The sequence below is a fragment of the Vibrio sp. RE86 genome (assembly GCF_013114545.1).
In the GTDB taxonomy this organism is placed as follows: Bacteria; Pseudomonadota; Gammaproteobacteria; order Enterobacterales; family Vibrionaceae; genus Vibrio.
Map to the genome: position 1 here is coordinate 134715 of NZ_VTXI01000010.1, position 19740 is coordinate 154454.

18 protein-coding genes are annotated in these 19740 nt (G+C 44.7%); 10 read left to right on the plus strand and 8 right to left on the minus strand.

Going from position 1 to position 19740, the window contains the following annotated elements; genetic code table 11:
• Window positions 1-99 precede the first annotated feature (99 nt).
• From F0231_RS11875 to F0231_RS11885, 3 genes are all read left to right on the plus strand, one after another.
• Window positions 100-579: a hypothetical protein gene (locus tag F0231_RS11875; protein ID WP_171759934.1), complete on the plus strand. Its 480-nt coding sequence runs from the start codon at window positions 100-102 to the stop codon at window positions 577-579.
• A gap of 62 nt (window positions 580-641) precedes the next feature.
• On the plus strand, window positions 642-2042 hold the full coding sequence (locus F0231_RS11880) for an O-antigen ligase (RefSeq protein WP_171759935.1): 1401 nt from the start codon (window positions 642-644) through the stop codon (window positions 2040-2042).
• Window positions 2032-2478 carry a low molecular weight protein-tyrosine-phosphatase gene (locus tag F0231_RS11885; protein ID WP_171759936.1) on the plus strand — a complete coding sequence of 149 codons (447 nt, stop codon included), beginning with the start codon at window positions 2032-2034 and terminating at the stop codon, window positions 2476-2478. Before F0231_RS11880 ends, F0231_RS11885 begins: the two co-directional genes overlap by 11 nt.
• A 46-nt stretch (window positions 2479-2524) precedes the next feature.
• On the opposite strand, the gene F0231_RS11890 is transcribed toward F0231_RS11885, so the two are convergent.
• The 5 genes from F0231_RS11890 to F0231_RS11910 form a co-directional block, all read right to left on the minus strand.
• Window positions 2525-2662 carry a hypothetical protein gene (locus F0231_RS11890; protein WP_171759937.1) on the minus strand — a complete coding sequence of 46 codons (138 nt, stop codon included), beginning with the start codon at window positions 2660-2662 and terminating at the stop codon, window positions 2525-2527.
• A 198-nt stretch (window positions 2663-2860) separates the two neighbouring features.
• Window positions 2861-4309: a decarboxylating NADP(+)-dependent phosphogluconate dehydrogenase gene (gene gnd, locus F0231_RS11895; RefSeq protein WP_164650590.1), complete on the minus strand. Its 1449-nt coding sequence runs from the start codon at window positions 4307-4309 to the stop codon at window positions 2861-2863.
• A 35-nt stretch (window positions 4310-4344) separates the two neighbouring features.
• Window positions 4345-5061 (minus strand): 6-phosphogluconolactonase, encoded by a 717-nt coding sequence (gene pgl / locus F0231_RS11900; RefSeq protein ID WP_171759958.1) that lies wholly within the window; start codon window positions 5059-5061, stop codon window positions 4345-4347.
• Entirely contained in the window at window positions 5058-6560 is a 1503-nt protein-coding gene (gene zwf / locus F0231_RS11905) for a glucose-6-phosphate dehydrogenase (protein ID WP_171759957.1), read from the minus strand. The genes pgl and zwf overlap by 4 nt, the downstream gene beginning before the upstream one ends.
• A gap of 363 nt (window positions 6561-6923) precedes the next feature.
• Window positions 6924-9800, minus strand: coding sequence for an HD domain-containing phosphohydrolase (locus F0231_RS11910; RefSeq protein ID WP_171759938.1), 2877 nt, complete (start codon window positions 9798-9800; stop codon window positions 6924-6926).
• A 192-nt stretch (window positions 9801-9992) separates the two neighbouring features.
• Here F0231_RS11910 and F0231_RS11915 point away from each other — a divergent pair, with 192 nt between their 5' ends.
• From F0231_RS11915 to F0231_RS11925, 3 genes are all read left to right on the plus strand, one after another.
• Window positions 9993-10376 carry a cytochrome b562 gene (locus F0231_RS11915; RefSeq protein WP_171759939.1) on the plus strand — a complete coding sequence of 128 codons (384 nt, stop codon included), beginning with the start codon at window positions 9993-9995 and terminating at the stop codon, window positions 10374-10376.
• Between the two features lie 118 nt (window positions 10377-10494).
• Window positions 10495-10848, plus strand: a complete 354-nt coding sequence (locus F0231_RS11920) for a hypothetical protein (protein ID WP_171759959.1) — start codon at window positions 10495-10497, stop codon at window positions 10846-10848.
• A gap of 112 nt (window positions 10849-10960) precedes the next feature.
• Entirely contained in the window at window positions 10961-12421 is a 1461-nt protein-coding gene (locus F0231_RS11925; RefSeq protein WP_171759940.1) for a PepSY domain-containing protein, read from the plus strand.
• Between the two features lie 41 nt (window positions 12422-12462).
• Here the strand turns inward: F0231_RS11925 and F0231_RS11930 are convergent, their stop codons facing one another.
• Complete coding sequence (locus F0231_RS11930) at window positions 12463-13371, minus strand: LysR family transcriptional regulator (RefSeq protein ID WP_171759941.1); 909 nt, start codon at window positions 13369-13371, stop codon at window positions 12463-12465.
• 115 nt (window positions 13372-13486) lie between these two features.
• Here F0231_RS11930 and F0231_RS21140 point away from each other — a divergent pair, with 115 nt between their 5' ends.
• The 3 genes from F0231_RS21140 (at window position 13487) to tdh (ending at window position 16271) form a co-directional block, all read left to right on the plus strand.
• On the plus strand, window positions 13487-13609 hold the full coding sequence (locus tag F0231_RS21140; RefSeq protein ID WP_301337909.1) for a hypothetical protein: 123 nt from the start codon (window positions 13487-13489) through the stop codon (window positions 13607-13609).
• A gap of 354 nt (window positions 13610-13963) precedes the next feature.
• On the plus strand, window positions 13964-15157 hold the full coding sequence (locus F0231_RS11935; RefSeq protein ID WP_171759942.1) for a glycine C-acetyltransferase: 1194 nt from the start codon (window positions 13964-13966) through the stop codon (window positions 15155-15157).
• An 82-nt stretch (window positions 15158-15239) separates the two neighbouring features.
• Window positions 15240-16271, plus strand: a complete 1032-nt coding sequence (gene tdh, locus F0231_RS11940; RefSeq protein ID WP_171759943.1) for an L-threonine 3-dehydrogenase — start codon at window positions 15240-15242, stop codon at window positions 16269-16271.
• Between the two features lie 51 nt (window positions 16272-16322).
• Here tdh and F0231_RS11945 read toward each other — a convergent pair whose 3' ends face one another.
• Window positions 16323-17237, minus strand: a complete 915-nt coding sequence (locus tag F0231_RS11945; RefSeq protein WP_367613473.1) for a hypothetical protein — start codon at window positions 17235-17237, stop codon at window positions 16323-16325.
• Between the two features lie 146 nt (window positions 17238-17383).
• A complete protein-coding gene (locus F0231_RS11950; protein WP_171759944.1) occupies window positions 17384-17830 on the minus strand; it encodes an exoribonuclease R in 447 nt (148 codons plus the stop codon).
• A gap of 551 nt (window positions 17831-18381) precedes the next feature.
• Here F0231_RS11950 and F0231_RS11955 point away from each other — a divergent pair.
• Window positions 18382-19590: a NupC/NupG family nucleoside CNT transporter gene (locus tag F0231_RS11955; RefSeq protein WP_171759945.1), complete on the plus strand. Its 1209-nt coding sequence runs from the start codon at window positions 18382-18384 to the stop codon at window positions 19588-19590.
• Window positions 19591-19740 lie beyond the last annotated feature (150 nt).

Below are 19740 nucleotides of genomic sequence, written 5' to 3' on the forward strand. Positions count from 1 at the left end.
TTTGATATCAAGGAAAAGCACGAATTTGCTAGCATGCCTAAGATTCAGCGTTTTGATTGGATCTTTGTTCCTTGAACTCAAAATCATATAAGGATGTTTATGAAGTTAAAGGTATTGGCTCTAAGTTCTATTTTAGGTCTAGCTATTTCAGCAAGTCCAATAGCAATAGGGCAGGAAATCAGTGATGCCCAGTTGGCTGAGGTTATTGCAAGTACAGATCTCGCTCCAACGGATCTTGTCGCAAGTCTAATTGCTCAGTATCCAGAAATGGTGGACATAGTTGTAGCGGCGGTCGTTAAGGCAAACCCAGCAGCGGCAACTGAAGTGGTTAGAGCGGCGATCAAAGCTGCGCCAGCATCGGCTGATGTAACGGTGGCTGCTGCCATCAGTGCTGCTCCAGCTGCTGCTGCACAAGTTGCTAAGGTTGCTCAGGCCGCTAATGTTTCAAATGAAGTGATTACAGCAGCTGCAATCGAGGCAGGTGTCGATCCTACTCAAATTGCTCAGGCAACAGCTGCGGGTACACCAGGATTACCAAATGCTCCAGCTGCTCAGCCAAATGCGGTCTCTGGTAGCTGATTACTATTGGTCACAAAGTTTAAGATACAAGCCCTTCTATGGGCTTTTTTCATGGAAGTATTATGGCTCGTTTAGAGAAGGTTAGCTTTTACCTACTGCTAGGGCTCATTTTTTGGTTGCCTATTCCTCTTGCATCCAACCGAGTATGGGCGTGGTCAATAGCTGAAGTTTGGGTTTCTGTTCAATCAACTCTACTTATGATTAGCTACATGCCTAAAGAGCGACAGTTTCCATTCGCGAGAGTGTGGCGTTACGCATGGCTGTTAATTCCTCTGACGTTATTTCAAATTTGGGTTGCTATCCAACTCATACCGCTAAGCTTCAGTCAACTGGCAATTGTGTCACCTAATGCCGTTGAACTGTTCCAAAATGCGGGCTCAAGCCATGGTTATATATCACTAGATACCCATGCGACAAAAACGGCTTTAGTAAAAGGAATTACCTATACCTTGTTTGCTTTTAACGTCGCTGTATTGGTGTATACAACGTTTAGACTCAAGCAAGTTTTATATACGGTCGTGTTAAGTGGTGCTTTCCAAGCGTTCTATGCAGCTATTGCTGTGCTGCTAGGTTGGGAGCAATCACTGGTGTTTGGCTTTAAAGAAGTTGGCGTCGCGACGGGCTCGTTTGTCTACAAAAACCATTTAGCCAATTACCTGATGATGTGTCTGGTTTTAGGAATTGGTTTAATTATAGCGCAGCTCCACATCAGCCCGTCGGGTTCTTGGTTTGAACGCTTGCGACGTTGGGGCGAGGGGATAGTCTCACGAAAGATGTTTGTGCGACTGGCGTTAGTGATTATGGTTATTGCTTTGGTGATGACTCGCTCTCGAATGGGGAATACGGCTTTTTTCGCTGCTACGACACTTGGTGGTTTGGCTGCACTGGCGTTCTACAAGTACAAGCCACGAGCCATGGTTCCTCTGATTGTGAGTTTGATCATCGTTGATACGGTCGTGGTAGGTGCGGTTTTTGGTCTTGATAAAGTAAAAGAGCGGCTTGAACAAACATCCGTTTTGAAAGAAACGCGAGATGAAGTTATCGAGTGGTCTTTACCCATTGTCTCGGGCTTTCCACTGACTGGCACAGGAATGGGAAGTTTCTATACCATTTTTCCTCGATATACCCAATTCAACATCGGATATTATGACCACGCCCATAACGACTACCTTCAGTTCGCCGTTGAAGCCGGTTTACCCGCCACACTACTACTCGGCTTTGCTTGGATATGGGCGATTTACTTGACTGTACGTTCAATGAGTAAAAGAAACAGCAAAACCCTACGTGGAACGGCGTTGGGTTGTCTGATGGGACTTATCGGTATGTTGATGCACATTTCAGTCGACTTCAATTTGCAAGCGCCAGCCAACGCGATGACTTTTGTGCTATTACTCGTTCTGGCAGGGAGTACAGCAAGTATCCAAATCGTTAGACCAAAGGAGACGTCGGAAATTGTTCAATAAAATTCTTGTGGTTTGTATGGGTAATGTGTGTCGTTCTCCGATGGGAGAAGGTGTACTAAAGAAGTTGCTTCCAAATAAACAGGTCCGTTCAGCAGGGCTAGTTACGGACAAAAGTGGCCTTGCGAATTGCAAAGCGGCTCCGATATCCATCTTGGTTGCGAAAGAACATGACATTGATATTCAAGCTCATAGAGCAACACAGGTGACAGCTGAGATGTGTAATCAAGCTGATCTGATCCTTGTGATGGAGCAAAGTCATATTGAACGTTTGACTCGCATATCTCCGACCTCTAGGAGTAAAACGCTGCTGTTTGGACAATGGAGTGGAGATGGAACAATTGATGACCCTTATCAGAAAGACCAACAAGCCTTTTTGCTAGCGTTCCAACGAATTCAAAATGCCGCAGAAGCTTGGGCAAGAAGGCTAGAAGCATAAAAAAAGAGGAGCAAATATGCTCCTCTTGTTTTTGAAACCTAGCTGTTTACAAGCCGCCTTGTTGCTGCGCTTGCTTAACTAAAGCCTGACGTTGAGTTTCCGTTTTTGTTACCACGTTATCGTCCTTTGAAGTGTTTTGTTCCTCATTTTGTGGAACGAATACAAAGTACTTATTAATAGTCATCTCAAGAACCTCAATTATGATTGTATTAACCATCCAGGTTAGGGTGTGTCACCATATCCGTACCAATAATGGACGGCTCCTTGTATAGGTTTCAAAAAATAGAGGATGTTAAACAAGTTAACATCCTCCATAACGCTCTAATTATAGTAGGACTTTTCGGTATGATGAAATACCGTACTCATCCTTTTAAGCCTTTTCTTACACGTCGTAAGTAGTAGACGCTGTATCGCCGCCCGTACCAGTCCAGTTTGTGTGGAAGAATTCACCACGTGGACGGTCAGTACGCTCATAAGTGTGAGCACCGAAGTAGTCACGTTGAGCTTGAAGCAGGTTAGCTGGTAGACGAGCAGTTGTGTAACCGTCTAAGAAAGATAGCGCAGAAATCGTACATGGCATTGGGATACCAGATTCTAGAGATTTCGCTGCTACTTTACGCCATGCCGCTAGGCTGCCTTGTAGGATGTTTTTGAAGTACTCGTCAGAACCTAGGAATGCGATGTCTGGGTTCGCTTCGTACGCATCACGGATGTTGCCTAGGAATGCGCTACGGATGATACAACCACCACGCCACATTAGAGCTACGTTACCGTAGTTTAGATCCCAACCGTTCTCGTTAGACGCTTCGCGCATTAGCATGAAGCCTTGAGCGTAAGAGATGATCTTTGAAGCTAGTAGAGCTTGACGTAGTGCATCAACCCACTCTTGCTTGTCGCCTTCAACTGGAGTAATTGTCTTACCGAATAGAGATTCAGCTTCAACACGTTGGTCTTTCAGTGCAGATAGACAACGAGAGAATACAGACTCAGAGATAAGCGTCAGTGGAATACCTAGGTCTAGTGCGTTGATACCTGTCCACTTACCAGTACCTTTTTGGCCTGCTGTGTCTAGGATCTTCTCAACTAGAGGCTCACCGTCTTCATCTTTGTAGCCAAGGATGTCAGCTGTGATTTCAACAAGGTAGCTGTCTAGCTCAGTCTTGTTCCAATCAGCGAATACAGCTTGCATCTCGTCAGCAGACATACCAAGACCATCTTTCATGAACTGGTAAGCTTCAGTGATAAGCTGCATGTCGCCGTATTCGATACCGTTGTGTACCATCTTAACGAAGTGGCCAGCGCCGTCGTTACCAACCCAGTCACAACAAGGTTCACCAGCGTCAGTTTTTGCAGAGATACCTTGGAAGATAGGCTTAACCGCTTCCCAAGCTTCAGCTGCGCCACCTGGCATGATTGAAGGACCAAAACGTGCACCTTCTTCACCACCAGATACACCAGTACCGATGAAGTGGATACCTTTCTCGCGGCAATGTGCAACGCGACGGTTTGTGTCAGGGTAGTTAGTGTTACCACCATCAATGATGATGTCACCTTCGTCTAGAAGTGGGATTAGGTTGTCGATGAAAGTATCTACGACTGCACCAGCACGAACCATCAGCATTACTTTACGTGGTGTTTCTAGCTTCTCTACTAGCTCTTCTAGAGAGTACGCACCTACAATGTTTGTGCCTTTTGCTGGGCCTTCTAGGAACTCGTCTACTTTCGCAGCAGTACGGTTGTGAGCAACAACTTTGAAACCGTTGTCGTTCATGTTTAGGATAAGGTTCTGACCCATTACCGCTAGGCCAATTACACCGATATCACCTTTCATTATTTCTCTCCAATTTTCCTATTTGGACGCTCGCATTACGCGATTTTTGCTGCTGCGTCTGAATCTAAGTACCACTCCGTTTCACCAGTTTTAGACTGGATTTTCGCTGCCGGATAAGGCAGTTCTTCAGCTGGAGTTGTATGAATTTCGTTTACGATCTCAACTTTACCTGCACCTAGGACTAGGTAGCTGATTCGTTTTGCTGCTTCTAATACTTTTGCTGTTTTAGAAACGCGGATTTGTCCTGACTCAGGATGAGAAGCGAGAACAGATAGGTTCTCATCTTGATAATTAGTTTGGCCAGGGAACAGAGAAGCTGTATGACCATCTGCACCTACGCCCAGAAGAATCCAGTCAAATACTGGCGTGCCATTTTCAGTCGGGATAACATCAGCCATCTCTTTTGCAAAGCGTTCGGCTTCGACTTTTGGTTCATCTTCACCACGAATACGGTGGATGTTTTCAGCTGGCAGGCTCACTTTGGTAAACAGTAGTGTGTTTGCTTCACCGTAGTTGCTTTCAGCATCGTCAGGAGCAACGCAACGCTCATCACCCCACCAGAAGTGTAGGTTATTCCACTGAATGCCTTCAGCGTATGGTGCTTGTGCCAAAAGTTTGAAAAGCATCTTCGGTGTGCTGCCACCAGATAGTGAAATATGCACTGGGCGGCCTAGTTCACTGAAGGCTTTCATATCGTTTGCTAAGCTTTCAACTACCTGTTCAGCGGTTTGAAAAATCTTATGATTGATCATAGTTCGCAGTAATCCGTGTCTGTTAAGTTTTTGCATGGGAAACGCCATGCGCGGCCATCACGCTCGAGAAGTTCGTCGGCTTCTTGAGGGCCCCAAGTACCACAAGCATAACCAAAGAGCGCTTGAGGGTCTTGCTTGAAATCTAGAATTGGTTGAACGTACTTCCAACACGCTTCTACAGCGTCAGTTCGTGCGAACAGCGTTGCATCACCATTTAGTGCATCAAGAAGTAGGCGCTCATAAGCCGTCAACATATTGGTTTCTTGAAGGTCAGCGTAAGAGAAGTTCATTTTCACTTCGCGAGCTTTGAAACCTGCACCAGGCTCTTTTAGTCCGAAGCTCATTTGGATGCCCTCGTCTGGCTGAATACGAATAATCAGTTTGTTCTCAGGTGCATCTTGACCAAATACTGGGTGAGGGGTGTTCTTAAAGTGAATCACAACTTCGGTAACGCGTGTCGGTAGACGTTTACCCGTACGTACGTAGAACGGCACTCCATTCCAACGCCAGTTGTTGATGTGCGCTTTTAGACCGATATAGGTCTCTGTACGTGAGTCATCCGCTACACCGTTTTCTTCGCGATAACCTAGAAGGTGTTGACCACGAACATCAGAAGCCGTGTACTGACCTAATACTAGGTCTTTACGCAGATCTTCTTCTTCTAAAGGTTTCAGGCACTGAAGCACCTTAACTACTTCATCACGAATTGAGTCAGCATTAATCTGTGCTGGTGGCTCCATTCCAACCATTGCAAGAACTTGTAGCAGGTGGTTTTGGAACATATCACGAACTGCACCAGAGCCGTCGTAGTAACCGCCACGCTCTTCAACACCAAGGAACTCTGCACCTGTGATTTCAACGTACTCAATGAAGTTGCGGTTCCATAGCGGTTCAAACATCGCATTTGAGAAACGTAATACAAGAAGGTTTTGTACTGTCTCTTTACCAAGGTAATGGTCAATGCGGTAGATTTGGTGCTCTTGGAAGTGCTCGTGAATTTCTTTATCTAATTTTTGAGCTGACTCTAAGTCGTAGCCGAATGGCTTTTCGATGATAAGACGACGCCAGCCGTTCGATTCGTCATTCAGGCCATGAGCTGCAAGGTTTGCTGGGATAACGCCGTACAGACTAGGTGGTGTTGATAGATAGAAAAGGATGTTACCAGACTCAAATTGGTATTGAGTATTTAACTCGTCTAAGCGAGTCGCTAGCTTCGCATAGTCATCAACTTCAAACGTATTAATCGCTTGGTAATGAAGGTGATTCATAAACGCATCAAGCGTTGCTGGTTCCGTTTTTTCCATTTCTTGAAGCGACTGCTTCAGTTTTTCGCGGTATGACTCATCGCTGTATTCAGTGCGACTTACACCTAAAATGGCGAAGTTTTCTGGAAGCTGCTTGTCAGCATAAAGGTGGTACAAAGCAGGGATCAACTTGCGGTAGGTCAAGTCACCCGAAGCACCAAAAATAACGATGCTGCTGTTTTCTGGTATTACCATCATCCTTCCCTTAGAAACGAGGTAGTTAGCATGTGTATAGATTGCTAGCGTTTTGTTTAGAGGGCTAACCCTATCAACGTTAACTCAAATTATAAAATTGATGCTGCCTATCAAACCGATAGGCAAAACCAAAAAATACTTAACCAATTGTAGGTGCCAATCGAGAAAGAGTGATCGGGACCTAAATTCTATTTGGCAGCGTATTGTCTATGACTCTTTGACATACATCAACCTTTGAGATGGCAATCGATTAAATAATGACTAGTTTTGCACCTAAGCTGTTGAAAGTATGAGGTTGATAGCGAAAAGTTAGAGGCTCGATGAGCTAGAGTAAAAGCTCTGTAAATTTAAGCGGTATAAGCTCTAGAATCTAGATTTGAGGAATGTTCTTATTTGCCTAACATGAAACTCACGATCGACAGTGTCAATTTGTTCATCGGGCAAGTAGAGCGTGGCGTACTCTTGATCTATCTCTTGTTCTAAAAAGAGTAAGTAGAGTTTAGGGTCAATATGCCCAGAAGTAGCCATGTCAGTAAGAATAGTGAGGGACTCATTAAGTGACTTGGCTTTTTTATAGGGGCGATCACTCGATGTCAGTGCTTCAAAGATATCGGCGATTGCCATTACGCGGGCAGGGATTGATAGATCTTCTTCGTAAAGGCCTCTTGGATAACCGCGACCATCCATTCGCTCGTGATGGCCGCCTGCAATTTCTGGAATGTTTTTGAGGTCCTCAGGGTAAGGAAGTCTCTTGAGCATGAGGATCGTCTGAATTATATGGTCGTTAATGATGAAGCGTTCTTCGTCGTTTAGCGTTCCTCGTGATACGAGTAAGTTATATAGCTCACCGCGGTTATATTTGAGCTGACTCGGTTTAAGCTTAAACTCTTCATCCCAACATTCTTGAGGGGTAATGTTATCCGTCCATGGGATCATATGAACAGGTTTGTCGCTAAGCAGGTATTCTAGGGTTGGGAGTGGTGAAGGTCTACCAGCTCTCTCTTTTTCAACCCAGGACACACCTAATTGATCGTCGAGTGTACGTATCCATTGAAGCTGACTGATGGTTTTTAGGCGTTCTTTAGCTGTTTCATCCATCTGCTCTGAGCCTAAGTTGCATTGCGCGACAAAGGCAAAGTCATCATCCAGTGCTGACAGTGATTGTTTGAGTTGCAACGCAAGAGCAGATTGATCTCCGCCTTCATTGACCGACTTCCAATATTCGACTTCCTTTTGCGCTTTAAGAACTTCAAAGCGCATTCTAATCTCGTGTATGCGGTCGTAGATAGTTTCGAGCTTGGTTGCTTTATCGATGACATATTCCGGGGTGGTTACTTTACCGCAGTCGTGAAGCCAAGAGGCTAGATGGATCTCTTCCCATTGCTCTTTGGACATATTAAATAGTGGAAAGTAGCGCTCATCAGTTGCTGCGGCTTGAACTATTAGTTCAGTGAGTTTAGGGACTTTTTGGCAATGGCTTCCCGTATAGGGCGACTTTGTGTCAATCGCTGATGCAATCAGTTCAACAAAGGCATTTAACATCTCTTTTTGTTGTTCTATGCGATCGATATTTTCTTTCGCGATCGCGCCAAAACTTAACAGCTCTTTTAAAAACGCGTGTTTGTCGCTCTGTTCTGGCGTAATAGCGCGCTCGTAGCCTAGCAATAACACACCAACCAATTGATGCTCTCGGTTGTGAAGAGGAAATAGGTATAAGTCGGAGTTGTAAAGTGAATCTCGATAGTTTGCTAGAGTGTTGTCATCAATGTTCAGGTGAACGATCTCACCTTTGGCAAGTTGGGTGTGAGACCAAGCAGTGTTATGGATAAGCTCGTTGATGTCGATTTTAAAAGGAATGATGGCATGGTTGGCTGCACACTCGAACTCATTTTCTTTGTCGTCCCATGTATAAAACTTGATGGTTTCCGCCTTGGTTACCAAATAACTCTGATGAGCAATGGTTTTAGCAAGCACGCTGAAGTCTTGGTTGCTGGCGGTTTCTCTGAGTAATCGCAGAAGATCATAGAGCGTATGTTCCATGAGCTCGATAGAGTGGGTTAGGTTAGCCACCTCCGTGATTACACTTTTTGAGTAGCGTGTTTTTTTAAAGTCGAAGCGGGCGATACTGTGAGTTTGCTCCATCAGCGATCTGAGAGGATTTGCCAAACGTTGCGCGACAATCCAAACCACGACAAAGCAAACGGCGAGCATCGAAATGGCAACATTGATTTGTTTGTCACGCATTGAAAGCAAAGAGGCAAGCAGGTCATCTTGAGGTGTCGCCTCCGCCAGTAGCAGACGTGTTTCGCTATTAAGTGACACGGGAGTGAGAGTGATTGACCAGCGCAGACCGCCTTGTTCTAACGTTTCATACAAAACCTGGCTGGAGTTACGTCCTAACACGGTTCTGAAAAGGCTGGTTTCAGGTTCGTGAAGTGTTAGTTCACCCGTGTCAGAAGAAGAGGCATCGGTATTATGAAGAGCGAGGATCTTGAACTGATTGTCGAAAAGAAGAAGTTGAGTATTGTCTGAATACCCCAGTCCATGTAACTGCTCTGATAATGAGTCCAATGTAAAATCGGCACCGACGACGTTATTTCCATCCGGCGTTCTACGTGACAATGTCACACCTGTGGTTTTCAAAAAATAAAAGTAATACGGTTGGGTAAGTCGAATCGCGCCATCCCTATCCGTATTTTGAAACCAAGGCCTTGTACGAGGATCGAAGGTATTGCTACTGTTTTTCACACGGGCAAGGGTTTTAAAGTTGCCGTCTAAAAACACAAATTCATTAAACCCTGAGACTTGGGTTCGATTGATCATCAATGTGGCTTTTGCGGGTGCATTAAAACGTTCTCTATCGATGTTGTTACGCAATGCTCTGATAAGTGTTAAATCGCCAGCTTCATTGGCGTAGTAAAAAGCGACGACGCCCGGATTTCTCTGAAAGATAATACTTAACGACGCCATTAAGCGCTTGTTGGAGGCCATTTTACTGTGCGAGTCAAGGTTTTCGCCGACAGCCATAAAGTCTAAAGTCGTGAATATCGCACTTGTCTTGACTTTAAACACCGATTCGAGCTTACGGCTGTTCTCCTGACTGAGTTCTTTTGCGCTGCCTGTTAGCAACTCTTGAGCGTGCTGATAACTGATCGCGATCAGTACGGCTCCGACAAGTGTCGTGAGGATAAGGAACAAGCTTGTAATGTGTATACTGAGCGAATAACGTTGTTTTCTCACAAGGCACCTACAAAAGAGGGTTCTATTTCAGTATCGAATATTTTCACGAACCTGCAAAAAATTGGGCACTAGTGTTAAGGTGTCGCGTCAATTTAGAATTGGTGATTTATAAGTTGATACAAAAAGCCCCTCTGATGAATGAGGGGAATTTTGTACAATTTGTTCCCGCTTAACACATGAAGAATAAAGATAATGAAAAAGTTAGTCACACTTGTTGCCCTTGTCCTCTCAACTCACGCGTTTGCTGCAGACGTTGACTTAAAAGCGACGATGAAACAGATGAAAGTAGAATTTAAACATGCAGCTGAAGCGCAAGAATTAGGGGAAATGCAGGCTGCAGTGAAGAACCTGTCCGATTTAATCGAGCAATCAAAACGTGGTAATTACCCACCAGAAAAGTTCGATCTTTACCTAGAGGGGTTCAACAAACTTTCTGTGGCCGTTGATTCAGTCGAAGCTGAACTTAAATCAGGTAATCTTGAAGCGGCAAAAGCTGAGCTGAAACAAATCGATGACCTTCGTGTTGAGTACCATGACAAACGTAACCCAAGTATTTGGAGCAAGATTTTTGGGTAATCGTCTAATTTTAAGGCTTAGTTTATAAATTTATTGACCAAGGTTCGATTTTTACGACTAATCGCTGAAGGTGTTACGATAAGGTTATATATTTGCGCTCAAGTAATTGAGAGCAATGATGAAACGGTTATCAAACTTTAATCGAACAATGTTAATTGCAAGTGCCCTTAGCTGGGTGCTTGTCACTCTCATGCCTGTCATCAATGCTCACGGTGCTAATGCTGGCGTGTGGGCTACGCTTTGTACCGTTAATGGCTTCGAACTTATCCAAATCGAAGAGGGCAAGGCGGATACGCATCATGGAAAACCTTGTCCATTTAGCCATTTCTCAAGCTTTCACCACGACTCGCTTCCAACCACGACTCAACAGAGAAAATCTTCATTAGCGACGATTGAACGTTACGCTTTTTTGGCTCTAAGCGAACGTTATCAACTCGCTATCCCTCGCGCTCCACCAAGTGCTTATTCCTAGTACACCTATAACTCATAACAATTAGGCAATAGCCACAAAGTAAAGTTTTTGCTCAGTAATACTCGATTGAATGTCGGGTCGTTGCTGTGCGCCAAAATAAAAGGAATAAGTAATGTTGGGTAGTCAAGCTCAGACTCGACCTAAGGACACTTCACACTCGTCGGATGAAGAACATAAGAACAAGAACCAAGCCAAAGCACGTTATTTTCTCACATGGCGTTGGCACTTTTATGCGGGACTGTTCGTCATTCCATTTATGATCATGCTCAGCCTAACAGGCCTTGTCATGCTATTTGATGACGAAATTGAACAGATTCGCTATCACGAAATTACACTAGTTGAACCACAACCTATCGCTTTACCTGTCTCTGTGCTCATTGAATCGGTCAGTAAGGCGTACCCAAACGGAACCGCAACTCAATACATTGCTCCATCAGATGTCGATCAAGCAAGTCGAGTCAGCGTCAGGCTTGAAAGCGGTAATACTGTCTTTGCAACCGTAGACCCGTACACAGGAAAAGTACTAGGGAAAATAGATAGAAGTGACAGTTGGTATCAACTCGCCAATGATATTCATGGCACGTTACTTATCGGTAAATGGGGAGATTACCTGATTGAGATTTCAGCAAGTCTCGGTATTTTACTCCTGGTTTCAGGCATTTATCTGTGGCTACCAAGAGATAATGCTTCGAAAGCTGGCTTCTTAAAAATTCGCAGCAACAATGGTATGCGAATTTTCATGCGCGATATCCACGCGAATCTAGGTGGAACCCTCTCAATCGTATTGCTGCTATTTTTGCTCTCTGGGCTTGCATGGGCCGGTGTGTGGGGAGCAAAAATGGTACAAGGGTGGAACACTTTCCCAACCTACTACATATGGGGAGAAAAACCCGAGTCATCGATGACCCATGCGGAATTAAACCATGGCAGTGAAGAAGAAATGCCATGGAACCTTGAACATGCGGATGTACCGCAATCTCACCATGGTCATCATAGTGATGCGCATTCAGACACGGCTTACGATACAAGCAAGACCGTCAGCGTCGATTTGGTCATTAACAAAGCTAAAGCGCTAGGATTTACTCAATATCGAGTCTTTTTACCTCAGTCTAAAACGGGCGTATTTACTGTGGCCGCCAACTCGATGGCGGGTGACGTAATCGACCCTAGACAAGACCGTACTACTCACTTTGATCAGTACAGTGGTGATGTGTTGGTTGATGTCACTTGGAATGACTACAGCGTTGTAGCGAAGTTAATGGCGGCGGGCGTCTCATTGCATCAGGGTGATATCAGTCCAATTAACAAGTGGCTAAATGCGCTCTTTTGCGTGGCGTTTATTGCTATTTCAGTCACGGGCGCATTGATGTGGTGGAAACGTCGACCTGCAAAGCAGAACAGACTTGGAGTACCGATGCGCTTTGAGCAGGAAGGCATTTGGAAAGTGGGGATCTGTACATTGTTTGCGGTGTGTTTACTGTTCCCATTAGCCGGATTAAGCATCGTGGCAGTGTTACTGTTAGACACGCTTATGATTCGTAGAAGTAAGAGGTTAACGGCGTACCTGTCTTAACGGCCAATGCAGTGAAAAGAGTGCCCATAACACGGGCACTCTTATATTAACTGCTCGCTAATATAATCAATAAATTCCCGTAAGCGGGCCGGCATGTATTTCGTTTGTGGGTACTGCATCGCAATCGCTCCATGGTAGTTACTCTTAATCGTCCAGTCTGACAACACAGGTACAACGTGCTTCTGGGCAATGGCATCAGCAATTACAAAATCATGAAAAATACCGATACCTAACGCATTCTTGACCCCTGTTAAGCGCATTTGTGAGTGGTTCACAGCATACCTACCTGAAACGGCCACGGAGTGAAATTCATCTTCCTTAAAAAAATCCCAAACATGATCGCGATGAGTTTCCGCTAAATAAAGACAATCGTGATCAACAAGTTGGGTAGGATGATCCGGCATCCCACGTTTAGCGATATAGTCTGGGCTAGCACAAAGGACCAAATTAGTTTTACTTACTTCTTTGAGAACAAGGTTTTCATCAGGCGTGTCGGTTAATTTAAACGCTACGTCGATTCCATCTCTAATCAAGTCAATTTCGCCATCCGCTACACGAAGTTTGAGTTGAATGTCGGGGTACTTTTGCAAGAAGGGTAAAACATGAGGTTGAAGTACGGAATTGAGGAAGGCTTCAGGAGCTGCAATCGTCAGGGCACCAGACATTTCTTGGTGTTCAGAACTCGATAACTCAACAGCTTGTTTGGCTGCATTTAACATCACCAAAGATTGATCGTAAACCTGTTGTCCAGCACGCGTAATGATCAAAGTGCGGGTAGTTCGTTCAAAGAGTTTCACTGACAGCGAGCTTTCTAAGCGGGTAACAAGCTTACTTAAAGCGGAAGGTGTCACTTCTAAGATCTTAGCCGCAGCCGTGAAGCTGCCTTCATCGACGATAACAATAAAGCTCGCGAGGTCAGGAAGCAGTGCAATGAGTTTGTTATTTTTCATACAATTCTAATTATTGAAATATTTATTAATAAAGCTCTATTGGGATGAAGATCTCACATTTATGGTTGTCTGTTTTGTATATTGAGTAGGTAGTCATTACCACAGGAGATACGATATGCAAGAAATTGATAGCTTACTTGATCTATGGTCAATGCTTGAAAACATAATGATTGCAGCTTTGGGCGTGTTCTTGTTGTCAGTGATTACGTTAATGCTTGAACGAGATACCGACGCTTGAATCTACCTTCAGAGTGAACCTTAAATTGAAACACCAACAGTGATGCCCAGCTAATACTTTTAGTTGGGCTTTTTCTTTTTTCGGTCACTAGGCAATTTGCTTCGCTTATGTTTCCTATTCATTAACGCTTCAATTATAGCTGATTTCTTTTTCTCATTAGAGCGCTCAGTGTGACCTTGGTCATTAAATTAGCTTATTTGTGCCTTAAATTCACGAATGTTTTTCCACTAGGTGGGATTATGGATTCTACGTGCTTGAATTACACTTAACTCATTAGTTTCTTGTCATCAGAAAGACTCTGAAGATAAACGTAGGTAAGTACCCCTACCCATAATTATTAGGAAGGAATTTGCAATGTCTTCTGCATTCTACAACCAGATCCAACAACAAATCGAAGAAGTTAAGGCTGAAGGTCTTTACAAATCTGAGCGTGTTATTACTTCTCAGCAACAAGCAGCTGTTAAGATCTCTACAGGCGAAGAAGTACTAAACTTCTGTGCAAACAACTACCTAGGTCTAGCTAACCACCCTGCGCTTATCGAAGCGGGTAAAGCAGGTATGGATGAGAACGGCTTTGGTATGGCGTCTGTACGTTTTATCTGTGGTACTCAAGACATTCACAAAGAGCTAGAAACTAAGCTTTCTACATTCCTAGGTAAAGAAGATACGATTCTTTACACCTCTTGCTTCGATGCAAACACAGGTCTGTTCGAAACTATTCTAGGTAAAGAAGACGCAATCATCTCTGATGCACTAAACCACGCTTCAATTATCGATGGTGTTCGTCTATGTAAAGCAATGCGCTTCCGTTACGCGAACAACAACATGGAAGAGCTAGAGCAGCAACTTATCGCAGCGAAAGAAGCGGGCGCTCGCCACACGCTAATCGTAACTGACGGTGTATTCTCAATGGACGGCGTAGTAGCAAACCTTCCAGCTATTTGTGACCTAGCAGACAAGTACGGCGCGCTAGTTATGGTTGATGACTCTCACGCTGTGGGCTTCATGGGTGAAAACGGCGCTGGTACTCACGAGTTCCACGACGTTGTAGACCGTATCGACATCATCACGGGTACGCTAGGTAAAGCAATGGGCGGCGCTTCAGGCGGTTACACATCTGGTAAGAAAGAAGTGATCGACTGGCTACGTCAACGTTCTCGTCCATACCTATTCTCTAACTCAGTTGCTCCTGCAATTGTTAACGCTTCTATCCGCGTTCTTGATCTTCTTAAAGAGAGCGGCGAGCTTCGCGACCGCCTATGGGAAAACGCTGCACACTTTCGCGCTCGCATGGAAGACGCTGGCTTCACAATGGGTGGTGCTGACCACGCTATCATCCCAATCATGCTTGGTGATGCAAAAGTAGCAGCAGAATTTGCTGAGCGTGCTCTTGAAAAAGGCATCTACGTTGTTGGTTTCTCTTTCCCAGTTGTACCAAAAGGCCAAGCACGTATCCGTACTCAGATGTCAGCAGCACACTCTCGTGAGCAACTAGACCGTGCTATCGACGCGTTCATCGCAGTTGGTAAAGACATGGGCATCATCTAATTCTCGAACTCTTCGACATTAGATAAACTGTATTTTTGATTCTCGCCTTGATTAAGTGGGGCGAGATGAACTAGGTAACATTATGAAAATAAAAGCACTTTCAAAGCTAAAGCCTGAAGAAGGCATCTGGATGACTGAGGTTGAAAAACCTGAAGTTGGCCATAACGATCTTCTTATCAAGATCAAGAAAACCGCTATCTGTGGTACAGACGTACACATCTACAACTGGGACGAATGGTCACAAAAGACAATTCCAGTACCTATGGTTGTCGGTCACGAGTACGTGGGTGAAGTTGTTGGCATGGGCCAAGAAGTTCGCGGCTTTGAGATTGGCGATCGCGTATCTGGCGAAGGTCACATCACATGTGGTCACTGTCGTAACTGTCGTGGCGGTCGTACTCACCTTTGTCGTAACACAACAGGTGTTGGTGTTAACCGCACAGGTGCGTTCTCTGAGTACCTAGTGATCCCAGCGTTCAACGCATTTAAAATCCCTGCAGAAATCTCTGACGATCTAGCATCAATCTTTGACCCGTTTGGTAATGCAGTACACACAGCGCTATCTTTCGACCTAGTAGGTGAAGACGTTCTGATCACAGGTGCAGGTCCAATCGGTATCATGGCGGCGGCTGTTGCGAAACACGTTGGCGCACGTCACGTAGTAATCACAGACGTAAACGAATACCGTCTAGAGCTTGCTAAGAAGATGGGCGTTACACGCGCAGTAAACGTAATGGAAGAGAAGCTAGAAGACGTAATGTCTGAGCTAGGCATGACAGAAGGCTTCGACGTAGGCCTAGAAATGTCAGGCGTACCATCAGCATTCAACAGCATGCTAACTAACATGAACCACGGCGGTAAGATCTCTCTACTAGGTATTCCACCATCAGACATGGCAGTAGACTGGAACCAAGTCATCTTCAAAGGCTTGGTAATCAAAGGCATCTACGGCCGTGAAATGTTCGAAACTTGGTACAAGATGGCTTCATTAATTCAATCAGGCCTAGATCTAACGCCAATTATCACTCACCACTTCAAGGTTGATGACTTCCAAAAAGGCTTCGACACCATGCGTGGCGGTATGTCTGGCAAAGTTATCCTTGATTGGGAATAAAAGACCTTTTTAAAATCAAAGCCGAGCATAGTCTCGGCTTTTTTGAGCCGATCAAATATTATGAAACAGCACTTCTAAGCTAAACGTGGCGGTGAATTCGCCGCTCCGCTCGGTGTCTTCTTCTCTAGGGCAGTTGTATTCAGGGGTGAGCTCATAAAACAGCCAAGGCCTAAGAATATTTTGCCGGTAGGTAACAGAAGCGTGGGTATTGGTGATGTAGTGAAAAGGGCGGTTAGTCCCAGTTGTGCTCAGGCGATAGCTCAGTGCTTGTTGATCTGAGATATGTTGAAATAGATTTAATCCCGTTCCAAGTTCCCAGCCTTTAATGTCATCTTCATAAGTGGCGAAACTGCTCCATCGTAAAAGAAACTCAGGAGTCAAAGAGTAATCAAGGTCGAGTTCTGTTGATTCTCCTGTGAGCCTTTTCTTTTGGTAGATTTTTTGCGTGGCACGAAGAACCAGATCTTCATTGATAGGGTAGGTGTAACGAAAACGGGCTTCTGCCCCGGGTTTGGCCGTCAGCTTGATATTGAAGCTCAAGCGATCTTTGTTTAGCCAGTCGTACCTCAACGCGAATGTGCTCTCCGCTTCTTCACTGCTTTGTGGAAACAGATCGAAGATATCACTCTCATCATCAGATTCAAACACAAGTTTCAAACGTTTGGTGACTTTCGGTAAATGGAAGCGTGCTTTTAGTTGAGTGTTGAACTGATACCCTTCTCCTTCGACATAAGAGAAGTCATTTTTCCAACGGACGATGCTACCCGCGCTTGAATCCTCATCGACACGGTCATCAACAAAAAAGCTGTCGAACCAAACCGCTGGCTGGCAGAAACGGGTGTTAATATAACTAAAAGCAGAGTCTAGGATCTTCGCGCTGTCTGGTTGACTATGGCATGAAGAGTAGTCAGGCGCAGACTCTTCCGCTATAGCAGAAAAGGGAAACGCGAAAATAAGAAATGAGATTAGACGCAAATGTACAACAACTAATAATAACTTTGAGTATTAGTATGCGTTGGCTTGATGGATTTGGTCAAACAATCGGTTGGTTGGATAACTAAAAGTAAAACGCCAACCGCATAATGAGTTGGCGTTTGATTTGAAAGGTTGCTTTAATTGCCTTGGGCGATTTGCGAATACTGACGAAGTAGGTCGGTTAACGTCGTTACCCACTCTAGCGCGTTTTGTGGGCTTTGCTTTACGATGACTTCGACGTGGTTACAATGCACTTCAAGAGGAATTGCACGCTCTAAGTGGAAAGAGACGGCGTAAAAATGCCAAAGCAGCAGTCGTTGCATGCGAGTCGTGTTCTGCTGTTTGTTGTCTGATTCACTAAACAGGGCAGGAAGTTCGCTCAACGCAATCGCACTCATTCTTAGCATCGCGTCAAACTGTGCCTCTTGTAGCTTATCTTCATTCTCTGTTTCAGTTTGATCAAAAGTAAACAGCTCTGTCATCGAATCTTCAGGAACAAGTCGATGAATCATACGAAGGCTGAGTTCTTCAAGCTCTTCGCGAGACATTTCAATAAGGCTTTGGTGGGTGTAATCACGTAGCATGGTATTTCTCGGGCACATAGAATAGTCGCACATTCTATATTAAATTGGCCTTACAACTCTATACCTCCCAACCATTCGCCGTAAGGTTTTGTATTTAACCAGTTTCCAAACGCAAAAAAGCCCCGAATTGATCGGGGCAAACTAGGTTGCTTGCTAGGTAAGCCATAAACGTTGTTAGTAAATTAAGCCTGTCTGTGAAGACACCTTCTAAATCTAGATGGATTTATCAATAACGCTAATCCAACTCTTCCTTTTAGCTGTTTGAAGCGTCGAACTGTGATTCTGCTCCAGAGTTAATGTCTTTAACGCCTTTATAAGGTGTGGTCACGCAAGGTTCTCTCCTTTGAACGATAGAAAAGTCACCGAATCGGTTAATCACTGAACGCTTGAACGTTTGCGTGAAAATATGTGATGAATATCTCATTTGTGGAGCTATACTTTCCGCCCGGTTGAGAGCAACTGCTCTGCCAATACAAGCCGTCACACGGAAAGGTGAATGACCCCACGGACCGGACCAGCTACCTATTGAATGCTTGTAGAGGTGATCTTTGATGAATATTTTATTCGGTTTAATCGGTGTTGTAGCACTGTTGTTGTGTGCAGTCCTACTTTCTGAGAGTCGTAAATCCATTAACTGGAAAACAGTGTCACGCGCATTGTTGCTTCAGGTGGGGTTTGCCGCTCTTGTTCTATATTTCCCATGGGGCCAAGCGGCTCTGACCAGTTTAAGCAGTGGTGTTTCTAGCCTACTAGGTTTTGCTGATGAAGGTATCGGCTTCCTATTCGGTGACCTTGCTAATACGGGCTTTATCTTCGCTGTTCGCGTTCTTCCTATTATCATCTTTTTTAGTGCTTTAATTTCTGCACTGTATTACCTGGGCATCATGCAAAAAGTCATCGAGTTTATCGGTGGTGGTATCCAAAAATTCTTGGGTACAAGTAAAGCGGAGTCATTGGTTGCTACTGGTAACATCTTCCTTTCTCAAGGCGAGTCGCCACTTCTTGTTCGTCCTTTTCTTTCTCGAATGACTCGCTCTGAACTTTTCGCTGTAATGGCTGGTGGTATGGCGTCAGTCGCTGGCTCTGTTTTAGGTGGCTATGCAGGACTGGGCGTTGAGCTGAAGTACCTTATTGCAGCTAGCTTTATGGCCGCTCCAGGTAGCTTGATGATGGCGAAAATCATCGTTCCTGAACGTGAAACGCCAATTGATCAGTCTGATATCGAGATGGACAAAGCGCAAGAAAGTAACGTGATTGATGCGTTAGCAAGCGGTGCGATGAATGGTATGAAGGTAGCGGTTGCTGTCGGTACTATGTTGATTGCGTTTGTCAGTGTGATTGCAATGGTGAACACTGGCCTAGAAAGCTTAGGTGAAGTGGCTGGCTTTACAGGTATTACGCTTCAAGCGGTATTTGGTTACCTGTTCTCACCACTGGCTTGGCTAATTGGCGTCCCTTCAAACGAAGTGCTTATGGCGGGTTCTTACATTGGCCAGAAGATCGTGATGAACGAGTTTGTTGCTTTCATTGATTTTGTTGAGCATAAAGCGCTTTTATCTGAACATACTCAAGTGATCGTGACGTTTGCACTGTGTGGTTTTGCAAATATTGGTTCAATTGCGATTCAGCTGGGCTCTATTGGCGTGATTGCCCCTGAACGACGTGCAGAAGTTGCAAACCTAGGCATTAAAGCGGTACTTGCGGGTACGTTAGCTAACCTAATGAGTGCATGCTTAGCAGGTATTTTTATCCTGTTATAAGTCGTTACGTACTGACATACCAAACCCGAGCAGGCGACTGTTCGGGTTTTTTATTTTCAGCCCTAAACCACCTACTTCAGTAGGTGGTTATCATTCAGTTGGGCTTTGCCTGTAGTTCTACCCATGTTAAATGCTCCCTTGATTTTTAGC